The sequence below is a fragment of the Carboxylicivirga agarovorans genome, from assembly GCF_050589845.1.
Lineage (GTDB): Bacteria > Bacteroidota > Bacteroidia > Bacteroidales > Marinilabiliaceae > Carboxylicivirga > Carboxylicivirga agarovorans.
Genome location: NZ_JBNGPA010000008.1, coordinates 223,328 through 235,951 on the forward strand (window position 1 = coordinate 223,328; position 12,624 = coordinate 235,951).

8 protein-coding genes are annotated in these 12,624 nt (G+C 39.8%); 2 read left to right on the plus strand and 6 right to left on the minus strand.

Going from position 1 to position 12,624, the window contains the following annotated elements:
• Nucleotides 1–45: 45 nt before the first annotated feature.
• The 3 genes from ACRD69_RS11075 to ACRD69_RS11085 form a co-directional block, all read right to left on the minus strand.
• Nucleotides 46–3,717, minus strand: coding sequence for a SusC/RagA family TonB-linked outer membrane protein (locus ACRD69_RS11075; protein WP_430815150.1), 3,672 nt, complete (start codon nucleotides 3,715–3,717; stop codon nucleotides 46–48).
• Between the two features lie 87 nt (nucleotides 3,718–3,804).
• Nucleotides 3,805–5,001: a FecR family protein gene (locus ACRD69_RS11080; RefSeq protein ID WP_430815151.1), complete on the minus strand. Its 1,197-nt coding sequence runs from the start codon at nucleotides 4,999–5,001 to the stop codon at nucleotides 3,805–3,807.
• Between the two features lie 254 nt (nucleotides 5,002–5,255).
• Nucleotides 5,256–5,813 carry an RNA polymerase sigma factor gene (locus ACRD69_RS11085; RefSeq protein WP_430815152.1) on the minus strand — a complete coding sequence of 186 codons (558 nt, stop codon included), beginning with the start codon at nucleotides 5,811–5,813 and terminating at the stop codon, nucleotides 5,256–5,258.
• Nucleotides 5,814–6,799: 986 nt separating this feature from the next.
• On the opposite strand from ACRD69_RS11085, the gene ACRD69_RS11090 reads away from it, so the two are divergent.
• On the plus strand, nucleotides 6,800–7,249 hold the full coding sequence (locus ACRD69_RS11090) for a DUF6678 family protein (RefSeq protein ID WP_430815153.1): 450 nt from the start codon (nucleotides 6,800–6,802) through the stop codon (nucleotides 7,247–7,249).
• A gap of 498 nt (nucleotides 7,250–7,747) precedes the next feature.
• Complete coding sequence (locus tag ACRD69_RS11095) at nucleotides 7,748–8,506, plus strand: T9SS type A sorting domain-containing protein (protein ID WP_430815154.1); 759 nt, start codon at nucleotides 7,748–7,750, stop codon at nucleotides 8,504–8,506.
• Between the two features lie 412 nt (nucleotides 8,507–8,918).
• Here the strand turns inward: ACRD69_RS11095 and ACRD69_RS11100 are convergent, their stop codons facing one another.
• The 3 genes from ACRD69_RS11100 to ACRD69_RS11110 form a co-directional block, all read right to left on the minus strand.
• Complete coding sequence (locus ACRD69_RS11100) at nucleotides 8,919–9,665, minus strand: DUF429 domain-containing protein (protein WP_430815155.1); 747 nt, start codon at nucleotides 9,663–9,665, stop codon at nucleotides 8,919–8,921.
• A 184-nt stretch (nucleotides 9,666–9,849) separates the two neighbouring features.
• Complete coding sequence (locus ACRD69_RS11105) at nucleotides 9,850–11,013, minus strand: DUF819 family protein (protein ID WP_430815156.1); 1,164 nt, start codon at nucleotides 11,011–11,013, stop codon at nucleotides 9,850–9,852.
• A gap of 140 nt (nucleotides 11,014–11,153) precedes the next feature.
• Complete coding sequence (locus ACRD69_RS11110) at nucleotides 11,154–11,942, minus strand: MBL fold metallo-hydrolase (RefSeq protein ID WP_430815157.1); 789 nt, start codon at nucleotides 11,940–11,942, stop codon at nucleotides 11,154–11,156.
• Between the last annotated feature and the right edge of the window lie 682 nt (nucleotides 11,943–12,624).

The window sequence follows — 12,624 nt, forward strand, 5'->3', positions numbered from 1 at the left end:
TCAATAGAGATATTATCCGATGCCTTAAAAATCATAGGATATACTTTAGAACCCAATATTTAAGGCAAATGTATACGTTGGTAACATTGGCATTCCTACACCCTGTACCTGGTTAGGGTCCTGTCCTTTTAAACGTTTATCAAATGCCCATACCGCCAGGTTCGACATGCTTCCACTCAATCTCATATTTCTCAGTCCCAACTTTGCCAGGCTTTTCTCTGGCACATTGTATCCTAATGTTATGGCTTGTAATCGGATATGATCCCCCCTTACAACACGTATATCACTCAGATCATACAAACTCCAACCAGTTGAAAGGTATGGTACCAGATTACTATATGCAACAACATATGATAAATTAGTCGATTCACTTATACTTAAGGGGTTGTTACTTAAGGTCGGAATTACTGCCCACTTTTCATCACCAGGTTGTCGCCAACGATCATTAAAGTCGGCATGTAGGTTTTCGGTCGGTAGTGGCATGCTTTGATTTTCATTGTATAGATCCAGTAAGCGAATATGATGACCCAGTTGATACGAAAACGAAGCATTAGCTGTGAAACGCTTGAACCTCACTTCGGCATTGAACCCACCATAAACCTGTGGAGATCGTCTTCCTGAATAAGTTAATATTTCACTCAATAGTTCATTTGCTGTCCCTTCGGTATTCTCAAGATTTTTATATTTAGGAAAACCTTGTTCGTCAAGCCCGTCAAACTGGTACGAATAAAAACCATCTATGGGATGGCCACTTTCGTAAATATTTCCATTCAGGTAATCGTTTACATCCAAATCATAAGCTGAAATCTGATTACCTTCAAGTATTACCTCCTGCAGCCATGTTGCATTAGCACCAAAGCGCAAACCCCAGTTTTGACTTTTAACAGGAGTACCCCTTAAACTCAGTTCATAGGCATAATCTTCTTTTTTCCCACCATTGATCAATTGAGTTTGCAAACCATTTACATATGAAATATCACGTGATATGATCAAATCTTTACCTTGGTTGTAAGCCACTTCCATACTACCGTTTAAGCGTCCCTGGTAAAGAGAAAAATCAAGCCCTGCATTAATAGTAGAAGTTTGCTCCCAGGTTAAGTTGGCATTTGGCATGGAGCTAACTTGTGCAATATCTTCATCCATTGTGGCATTATACGTATACTCTTCTATTAACATATAAGGAAGAGCACCTGGCGGAGTTCCCCTGAAACCATAGGAAGCACGCAGTGCTAACTCATCCATAAAGCTGTTATCACCCCAAAATGTTTCCCTGTGAATATTCCAACGACCTGAAACTGACCAGGTAGGCCTAAACTTGTAGCGTTCGTATTGGCCAAACTGGTTGGAACCATCACTTCGAACACTGGCTCCTATAATGTACTTACCCCTGTACTGGTATGAGAACAAACCAAACATCGACATTTGATTGGTCAATTGGTCAGTTATGCTCGGGTATATATCAAAGGGTCCCCGATCCTTTGTTAACCACGTAACCATATATGAATAGGGCCAGTTTTCATCAATTTCAGCACTCCCTGGCTGCGGGTATACCTCTGGTATTGAAATAAATGTTCTTCCCTGATTGTGATCATAACCAGGTGCTATCCAGCCACTCGAGCCTTTCATTTGCATTGAATTAAGCTCGTAGCCTAATTCCACATTAAAATTATGATGATCAAAGATGGTTTTACTAAGGTTTAACCTTACATTACCACGGTATGAATTAGACCCTGTATTCGATGTAGTGTAAAGGCCACCAAAAGGCACTGAGCCATTTGCTTTAACAAACAACTCATCCAAATCTTCCGGATAAAAATATCCCCTAAACTCGGCCATATAAGCGGTATTATCCTGAATATAGCTATTCTGTACATTGGTGGTTGTACGGTACGACCCGGTAGCCATTAAGCGAACGCCTTTTGCCAAATTATAATTCAGCGTAACATTAAGGTTAAAATCCTTGTTCTCTACTGAATTGCCTGAATGATTCAATTCATTTTGAAAATTATAATAATTCGGAATAACCTGGTAGCCAGTGGTGCCTCTTGCTAGAATAGTCTCAACATAATGTAATGAACCATCCTCATTTTTAAAGGGCAGTGCCCTGCTGTTATAATAAGCCTCATCAAATACATTGCCGATGTTGGGATGATTTAATTCCTGGTTTTGTACACTTCCGCTCATACTAAATGCCAGTTTCAGTTTTGACCCCACATCAATATTAACATTGGCCCGGGCCGTCAGGCGATCAAGCCCAACACCCGGCTCAATACCTTTTTGGTTATCGTAACCAACCGAATAATAGTAGCGTACTTCCTCTGAACCTCCACTCAGATTGATCATATGACTCTGGTTTATTCCGGTTCTATAAAGCTCATCAAACCAATCGGTATTCATTGTTTCATAGCGGGCCACCTCGCTTTTAAACCCATCGTAATCGATGGTTCCGCTTCTATAATCATATAAAGCTTTTTCGTAACCCGTATAGGATACCAAAGCTTCACTATAACCAATAAAACGCTGATGCCTTTCTCTTGAAACATCAATGCGTTCTCTTGAATTCATCAGATCAAAATCACTGTAACTGGGAGCGATCAGAACACTTGAACTACCACTGTAAGTGAAAGTGGCCTTTCCAACTTTTCCCCTTTTCGTCGTAACCACAATAACACCGTTGGCCGCTCTTGTACCCCAAATGGCTGTTGCAGCCGCATCTTTTAGCACATTAATACTTTCAATATCCTGCGGATTCAGTCCTGTTAACGCATTCCCGATCAGGTTAACTCTGTCAAAACTATTAATATCATCAGCTGTCAAATCAACCGGGTCATCATAGATAATTCCGTCAACCACCCAAAGTGGTGCCCTTGAGCCTGTAAACGTGCCCCCAGATCTTATTCGGATCTTGGAAGCTGCTCCCGGCGTGCTACTTAACTGTGTTGCCATTAAACCAGTTGCTTTTCCCTCAAGCATCTGGTCCACTGTTAATGAACCGATCTTATCCAGATCATCAGCTTTAATTACTTCAATGGAGGCAGTCGATTCTCGCCTATTAATCACCTGGTAACCTGTCACTACCACATCACCCAGCTCATGCATTTCCTCATCGAGTTGCACATTTAGTATATGGTGCTTCCCATCCAGGGGCACTTCTTTCTCCTGAAAGCCTATAAACGAAAAGACTAGTGCCTCTTTGAGCTCCGGCAGTGTAATTTCAAACTCACCATTCATATCGGTTACCGTACCCAATACACTGTTTTTTACCACCACATTAACACCAGGCAGATACTCACCGGTTTTTCTGTCGGTAACGCTTCCCCTGATGGTTATTTTTTGTGGTTGTTGTTGAGCATTTACCGACTCCTCATTGGCTTTGATAATGATCACATCATCCACCATGGTATAGGTCAGGCCGGTATTGTCAAGCGCTTCATTCAGTATTTCTTCAACTGTGGCATCTGTTCTATCGATGCTTACAGTCTGCAGATGCTCTATGTTTTCTTCATTATAGAAAAAACTATAGTCGCTCTGCTCCCTGATCTTCTCAAACAGGTTGGCCAGACTAAGATCGGTTACACTCAGGCTCATACGCTTACTCTGCGAATAGGAGTCTGCTGAAACAGACAGTACTGCAGAAAAGAGCAAAACAATGGTCAACCATGCTTTAGGCAGTCGGCCAGGCGGGCGGACGGCCATTAATACTTTGTTTTTTTTCATAACTTTGTAGGTGTTTATAATTAGTGTATTCCTGATAAGGGTACATGCTTGCAGGAGGGTGCGCCAACATCCTCCTGTTCTACTTCCTTAGCGGGATACGTAAATAATTTTGTTATCCTTTATGTCAACGGATACTGATGTTTCTTCCTCCAGAATTTTTAAGATATTCGACATTTCTTTATAGCGCGGTAAGTCACCGGTGAACCTTATATTTTTGACACGATCATCAGTTATAATAATTTCAACGTCGTACCAGCGGGCCAGCTTGCCCATAAATACCTCCAGGGCTTCATTCTTAAATATAAAGCGACCGTCTTTCCACGACGTGTATATCCCGGTATCCACCTCCTGTTTGTTTCTTTGTCCGCTTTTCCTGTTTACAACCAGCTGTTCATGGGGCATCAATGTATCAAATGCCACCTCATCACCTGTCGTTGTTTGCACCGTTACACGGCCCTCAACGAGCGTTGTTACAATGGCATCGTCTCCTTCATAGGCCGATACATTAAAGGCAGTACCCATTACCTCTATGGACTGGTCTCCGCAATCAACAATAAAAGGCCTGTTTTGGTCAGCTAGCACATCAAAGTAGGCTTCACCCTTCAGTAGCACTTTTCTTTTGTTTCCGGAAAAGGTAACGGGGTATGTTAGTTCGCTATCAGCATTTAGGTAAACCTGAGTTCCGTCGGGCAGCACCAGCTGGTATTCACCTCCCCTTGGAACAATCAGGGTATTGGTAGCTGCCGGTCCGGGTTCGACTCGTTTCTTTGAAGGGTATGCCAACACACCTTCAGTGTTTGTAATGGAAACAGCTCCTTCCTGAATATGGGATAGTTCATTTTCAGTTAGATCAACAATATGGCCATTGTCTAAGACCAGGGAGGCATTGGTGGTTCCGGGTACAATATGAGCTTCTTCTACTGTTTGCCAGCTATGATCATCCAACATCAGGTGATAGGTATAAAACGATGTAAAGCCAATCAGCACAGCAGCTGCAACAGATGCTGCTGCCTTGCACAGTCTTACCGGAATACTGCGCTCCTGCTTTCTCTCCTGTTGCATGGCATGCAGAAAATGCATCCAGTGATCGTCAAGCTGAAGCTTATCGATGCCTTCTTTCCAATCGGTAAACGCATCAGCATTAAGTATTTCTTTCTTAAGCTGTGAGTTGCCGGCCATCTTCTCCCATTGATGAAGTTCCGCCTTCTGCTGCTCATCTAACTCATCCATCACATGAGCAGACAGCAGCTTTGCGTATTTTATATGTTCTCTTATCTTTTCCATTTTTGTCTCTGTAGTCTCATTTAGTTTTAAGCACAATGCCGTTTACTTTAACATTGTGCTGAATTGGATACAGACTACTTTTAGTCTACTTCTCCGATCAACTCCGCGGCACAACTATCGACATCATATTGTCAGACAAGCTGATGCGATTAAAAACGAGGCCAATAATCCGGTTTTTTAATGCAGAGATCGATCTTTTAGTCTACAGAACGAATGGTTTTCGAAAAGGGGTGACATATGGGATAAAAAAAATATCAAAGAATTTTCATCATTGCCACCATTAAAATGATAAACAATTGTCCGTCAAGACTTTCACGCAAGGTCTTATAAGCACGTTGGCGCACTGTTTTGACGGTATTAATGGTCACCCCCATTTCCTCAGCAATTTCCTGATTGGTATATCCCCTCATTACCATTTGAATAACCTTCATTCCCTGGGGTGACAGGTCATTAATAGCTTTGTGTAATAAACGGTAAGTTTCTTCGCGAAGAATTTCATCTTTAATCTCTTTTTCAACCACCAGGATCCCTTTTTCTATTGAAATAATGGATAATCTTTTATCCCTTCTTATCTGGCTGAAGCAGGCATTTTTTATCAGTACATATAAATAGGCTCTTAAAGCCTCTTCGCTGTCAAACTCTTGGTTCCTGTTTTGCCAGAGTTTAATAAAAGCATCCTGGGCAATGTCTTTTCCTTTCTCTTCGCAATTCATAATGCGGGTTGCCACCATGTGCATGGATGGGTATAAACGGTCAAAAACTTTTTTGAATGCCTGGCTATTGTATTCAACATTTTTTCCTGATAGCTTCATTAGCTCATTTTAACTGATTAACAAATTAAGCCAGCAAAATTAAGTCTAAGAAAACTTTCTCGCATCAGCAAAATTAGTAATTACACTACTTTTTTTAAGTACGAAAAATAAGTAATACGTAAGCAAATATACATCCTAATCACCTGTCTCATTGATGCTTAACAAACGCATTTCGTCACCTCTTCAAAAAAGCGGTCTGATTTCACGGAATCAATTTCTTGTTGTTATCACCTGGAAATTTTGATGATCGCCAGTTGAATTGAAGGGTGATATACGACGCGAAGTGCAGGATCGTTATCATACTCACATGGTCAATGTTATTAAGCTAATGCTGAATTGAAAATCGATCCTGTCAAAGTCTTAAACTGTGACTTTGTTTCAGACTTACAGCCTGATATTTACATTATTGTCAAATTCAAGGGGCGATGCCCCTTGTTTTGATGTTTAAGACCTTCAGTCTTTTATGTAAGTTAATTAGTTTTAACCGATGACATTGAAATACCTAACAATTAGCGTCTAATGATTAGCTTTTTGAAGGAGGACCTGCACCATTCTCGACCTCACGAGTGCGACAGAAGTGCACATAAAACACTGATGATGGTTTATCGGCCTTGAGAGTGTGTCCATGCAATTTGATCATGAGGTAAATTCTTTAAGGGCACAGATGCGAAATCTGCGCCAGCGGGGAGATTAAGGAAAATAACAATAGACAATATTAAGGTGGCGATGATGTAATATATATATCTTTACAAGAGTGGTTGACTACTACTAGTTATCAAAAAGGACCATTAAAATTTGACAATTGTTGCCCTTAAAAATAGAAGGTTTGTAAGGATTTCATAGGCAGATAAAGGTTTTGTAAAACCACTTATCTTTGAAGAGGACTTGATCATCTCGAAAAGGAATTTCCAACAAAAGGGCAGAATTCTGAATATTAAATCTATTCGAAGGAGATTGGAAATCGGGAACAATAAGTATTGCAGACAATGAATGAATTAGAAAAAATAAATAATCGAATTGATAATGCTATAAAAAAATTTGACTCTTCGTTTATGTCGAACTCTAAATGGAGTAAATTAATTCATGCTCTGATTGATAATGAAATTGATATTGCCGAATTTGAAATAAAGTACGTTAGGACTAATCATATATACAAAGAATTGGGTTTCTGTTTTGAGGAATCATACGAAAACAATTTTACCAAATTTGGATTGCTTGATGGAGGATTAACTAGTGGTCCAGCTAATTTTAAGGAAATAGAATGGATTGAATTTAAAGACAATTTAGTATTCTGCAGACGACATAATAAAAAGGCGGAACTTAATTATAAAAAGCGGATTCAATATGTGGACATAATTGTAGATATTCTGAATTCGCTTGGGTCTTTTGAATATGAAAAAAACAACTATAGATTGAAGATTTACGGATATAAATAAGAAATAACAACACCACAACAACATATCATAATGCATAGCATGCCGCAGGCGCAACAAAAGCTAGAATCATACTACGAAACAGTTGCTTTCCCAATGGAATGGATTATCCACTTATGATAACATAGTCTCAATATCAGATAATGCCCCATTACTATGTCCCAAATACAAGCAATTCAAAATGCTCTTTTTTCAAATAAAAGCAAAGCATAAAACCACAGCATGCCCGTTTCCATGACTTTATAAGCCCATAACCATCCTCCAACTATGTTTTATCCTTTATCATTTTATCACTCTTTGTTTGTACTCTGACAACTTTGTTGTCATGATAATTTATTATCTTGCTAAACAAAATACAGTATATTATAATATTTTCAGCAAGGCATTGCACTACATAATAAGAACTATTCATTTAGATATAAGGACTATTGCATCTTATAAAAGTAAGGATATAGTCCATTATTATCATTAACCAATTTAACAATTTAACAATTTAAAAAAATGAGAACACTTTTATTTTTTGGTATTTTAATTAATTTATGCGCAGCACTAAAAGCCCAAGAGGAAAACAGTATTGATTTTAAAGACCAAACAGGAAATCTATATGGAGTGGTCACAAACACTTATACAGATGAAACAATTAATGTTAAGACTGCTAATGGCGAATATATTGAAGTTGATTTTTATACTGCAGCCAGTTCTTATTATCTCCTTTATGAAGTTCCTTTAACAGCACCACAGGGCTATTTAGAATTCACTCTACCAGAAGGTATTAGTTATTTAAAAGTTGAAATTCTAGTAGGAGATCACCTTGAGTGGCCAATTTTATACTTAAATGGTGACCGAACATATACTTATTACACAAAAATAGATGATTACAGACGAGAAGTAGAGTTAAACCTGGATTATAAAGGCGAAGTTGTAATAAAACTTAAAAATAATACTACAGAGATTAATCCTGCTAAGGGTGTAATTGTTGATAAAATATTTTGGAAAAATAACATTCCTACATCAGTTGATTACAACTATATTGATCAAATTAAAATATTTCCTAATCCTGTTGTTGATAAGTTAAATATCAAATGTGAATTAGATATTCAAGAGATAAGCATATGTAATATCGATGGAACGATTGTAAAATTTATTACTGATACTCAAAATAACATTATTGATTGTTCAAATTTGAATTCTGGTATTTATCTTTTATCAATTGTATCGGTTGATGGACATGAAGTCGTCAAAAAATTTATTAAGAAGTAAAATGACAATATGCTCAAATTATAATTGACAAAGTTATTTAATCAAATCCCAGCCCCAATCAAGTAGGCTGCCGATAAGCTAATGCCTATCGGATAAACTCTTACACCACCCAGCGTACGGATCTCGTACCGGGTGGTTTGTTATGTCATCAGGAAGCGCGAATCACACTTATTGGACGTGATTTGTTGTAAATTTCAATTAGGGGATATCATCGCTGTTTCAATCGGTTCGAAGCAATGACAACATCAAGCATGGCTATGTGCAATTTCCCGCCCCATTCGATTTCGGCTCCATTCATAAATCATACAGGATTCAATACCCTAGCGGACAAGGCTCAGGCAAGGCTACATATTTAGAACCCTCATAGGCGATGACTAACAATCACCTTCTATAAACATCTGATAAGTCAGAATCACCTCACCCTCTTACCTTGCGGCACCCATATAGCACCATCTTTCTTGTCTCCAAAGGTAAGCCCCCGGGAGCCTATGGCATACAGTCCTGCTGTATACAAGCATATGATGGCATCCAGGTTGTCTTCATTGTTTTTCAGTGCTTTGCCTCTCAGGCTATTAATGTGATCGTAATTGACAGATGCCTGTTTGTCTTCAGGAATAATCAGTTGGAGTTCCTGAGCTTGTTCAAGTCTTACTATTAGCGATGCCAACAGCTTCTGCCCCTCTCTTTTAGCAGCCACATCTCCTTTTTTATAGCTCAGCCTTTTGGCCAGTCCGAAAACTTCTATCATGGAGGCATGAGGATAACATTCAATCTGCCATTGATCACCACTCAGGTAGTTGAATCCCTTTCCCTGAAGCCTGTGAAACAGTTGCACACTAAAAGCATCAGGATACAACTTAAGATTGGTTGGATAACATGAGGCCCATCTGGACCTGTACTGTTGATTCAACTCAAGCTCACAACTTCTGTATCCTTCGCTATTGTTAATAATAAGCGAAGCATCAATGGCAATACCCCTCAATTCCTTAACCGTATCTAAAACCTGCATACACGAGTCAAGCCCAATCACCCCTGAATGGATTTCCTCCAGTACCAGTTCATGTCCTATTAATCTGCCAATGGCGATTGACGATGGATTAAGATCACCTTTCCATGCAAGGTCAATACCTGCTAAGCGATATTCATGAGAATCATTCATTGGCACAAAATTAATTCAGAATGGCTAAACTAAAAATTGGAATGTGTGGTATCACTCAGGCTATTATGTGTTCCAACAGGCCTGATTGCGGAGACAGGAACGGGATTGCCTGCTGCTAATATCATTCACTCATCAGATGACTAAATATACGCATTTATCCATCCGATGAGTGTATTCAATTAGATCAGGACAATGCCAGGGCAATGCTTACTCCTATAAAGGTACCGATAACATACCCAAGAATACCAACCAATATAGCCGGTGTTACCATGCGTTTTTGTCCCAGTGACGCTGCCATTGGCGCTGCCACAGATGGCCCCATTATATTGGCGGCCGACGAAACGATCACTTCATACACATTGAGTTTGAATAAACGCGCCAATGCCATTAAAAATACGAAATGGAAGAACATGATAACCAGGTAGAACAGCAATAATGACGGACCAACTTTTAAAACTTCGTATATGTTCGTTGAGGCACCAATAACGGCCAGGAAGGCATACATCATCCACAAACCAATGGTGAAAGCGGTATTTTCCAATGGCCTCAAACGCGATGGAATAACATTTGCCACTACCAATGATAATACGGTGATAAGCAATATGCTTAAGTTCAGGTCGGTATTGAACAGACTCTGTAAATAAGGCGATAACCATTGCCCACCGGCAGCAATGGCCACTGCCAGGAAGAGTGATATGGCAATGCGCTCCATGGTAACAGGACTTCCCTGTTCCTCATCCTGCTCAACAGCTTCAACACCTGTGCTTTTTTTATACCAGAAACGATTCAGAAATGCTAAAGCGGGTACTAAAAACAAGAAAAGCACGTATAAGTTAGCGACAAAATTATCGACTGCTATGGTAGCTGAAAAGTAGGGGTTGGTGCTGAAGTTTAATGTTTCACCCGTTGCAACAAAATTGATACTTCCACCCACCAGAGTAGCAGCAATAACACCGGCTGTATTACCTGCATCTTCGCCCAGATCAATAAAGCTAAAAGCGATAAAGCAGCCTAATACAACACCTACGGCACCAATGATAAAGGCCAGTAACAATTTACCACTCTCCTTTATGATCTTAATGATATTGGAGCTGAAGAGTAGCAAAGGAATGGAGATAGGAATAAAATAATCAAACACCATATCGTAAACGGGAACCGACACGCCGGTACCTGAACCAACGGGCACAAAACCAGCCATGGCCAACAATGACATGGAAATCATGGTAACAAGAATACCTGACACTTTCCCAAACCATTTCTTATGTTCTGACCAGATTCCAAAAGCAGCTGCAGCCACCACCATGGTCAGTACTAAAAAGTGTTGATCTGCTTGTATTATTGAATTCATTTATTTGTGTTTATAGCTGCCTGCTTTTTGCTTTTAACAGCTGCAGCCTGGTTATTTATTAATCAACAAGGTTTATTAGTTGACGAGTTGAATTGTATTGACCTAACATCTCACATAGAACATCCCAACATCCCCACGTCCTAGGATCCAAACAATGCCAGCTGCTCTTCACCCACTGTAACGATCTCAGAAGGCGCATAACGATTGGTTGGCAGTATATTGTATCGATCTGACAGATGCCTGAATGCATTCATGGCAATCTCCACACGGTTATTATCCGCTGATATATGCGATAAGAAGATGGTTTTAAGCCCGGCTCCCGCCATTTCTTCCACCAACTCAACAGCCTGTTTATTACTCAGGTGACCATGATCAGACTTAACACGTTGCTTTAAATAATAGGGATAGGGACCTTCATCGAGCAACTGTTCATCATAGTTGCTTTCAAGAAACACAATGTCACATTTACTCAGATGCTCCCTTGTCTTATCGCAGGCAGCACCAATATCTGTCATTACCCCTATATGCTGTCCTTCAACCTCAACCCTAAAGCTTGTGGGGTCAATGGCATCATGCTTTTTACTGAAGGAATGCACCATAAAAGCACCTACTTTCACCGAATCTCCGGCATTAAACACATGTGCCGACTGAGGATGATAATTGCGATGGGCCTTTTGCAGGGTATCACGCGTCAGGTAAGCCTCAATACCATGCATATCACACAATACACGCAATCCTTTAATGTGGTCACTGTGCTCATGCGAGATAAAAACAGCTTTGACCCTCCCAATATCAAGACGCAATTCTTTCATTCGCTTCATGATCTGACGACGCGATATTCCCGCATCCACCAGTATTGCCTCCTTCTCTGTCCCAATATAATAACAGTTACCATTACTTCCTGAAGCAATGGCGCAAACCTTAATCATTCACTATTCCTTTTTGCTGTTTACCACTAACAGCCGGTTAATTTAATTTTCCAGCCTCGAATATACGGAATTGTTTAAACAGATAAGTATTGAATATCGCAACATCTCACATCCAAACAGGTTAGCTGTCGAATTGTTGAACTGCCGAATTGTTTAATTGTCCAGGCGTCGAACTGATGAAAGAGCTTAATAGTTGAAGAGTTGATAAGTTGAAGAGTTGAAATGTATAGATCGAACAAGATAACTGTCGAATCGTCGAATTGTTGAATTGTTGAAAGAGTTTAAAAGTTTAAGTGTTTATTAGTTGATGAGTTGAGGTGTATTGACCGAACATCCCAACAAGCCAGCTGTCGAATCGTCGAATTGTTAAACTGTCGAAAAAGTTGAAAGAGTTGATAAGTTGAATTGTATTGACTTAACATCGAACATCTCAATTTAAATTTACTCACAATCGGGCATTGGCTATGCCGGTGCATGGAACTGAAGCGCGCGAAGAACAATTGATGTTGCACCGGATTGATGGGCACTGGGTAACCCGGGGCGTCGCTATGCTTTGCCTTTTAGTGTTCGAAAAGAAGTTTTATAAACGTATAGATCTATGCATCATGTAAATCAGCTCTCCTCCTTACAAAAAGGAGGAGTCCGGTGAGGTACGAACCGGGAGGTGGTTTTAGAAACTTTT

Bases quoted from the DNA above. Each gene is read 5' to 3' on its own strand.
- ACRD69_RS11075 (WP_430815150.1), bottom strand. From the start codon at position 3,717: ATGAAAAAAAACAAAGTATTAATGGCCGTCCGCCCGCCTGGCCGACTG.
- ACRD69_RS11080 (WP_430815151.1), bottom strand. From the start codon at position 5,001: ATGGAAAAGATAAGAGAACATATAAAATACGCAAAGCTGCTGTCTGCT.
- ACRD69_RS11085 (WP_430815152.1), bottom strand. From the start codon at position 5,813: ATGAAGCTATCAGGAAAAAATGTTGAATACAATAGCCAGGCATTCAAA.
- ACRD69_RS11090 (WP_430815153.1), top strand. From the start codon at position 6,800: ATGAATGAATTAGAAAAAATAAATAATCGAATTGATAATGCTATAAAA.
- ACRD69_RS11095 (WP_430815154.1), top strand. From the start codon at position 7,748: ATGAGAACACTTTTATTTTTTGGTATTTTAATTAATTTATGCGCAGCA.
- ACRD69_RS11100 (WP_430815155.1), bottom strand. From the start codon at position 9,665: ATGAATGATTCTCATGAATATCGCTTAGCAGGTATTGACCTTGCATGG.
- ACRD69_RS11105 (WP_430815156.1), bottom strand. From the start codon at position 11,013: ATGAATTCAATAATACAAGCAGATCAACACTTTTTAGTACTGACCATG.
- ACRD69_RS11110 (WP_430815157.1), bottom strand. From the start codon at position 11,942: ATGATTAAGGTTTGCGCCATTGCTTCAGGAAGTAATGGTAACTGTTAT.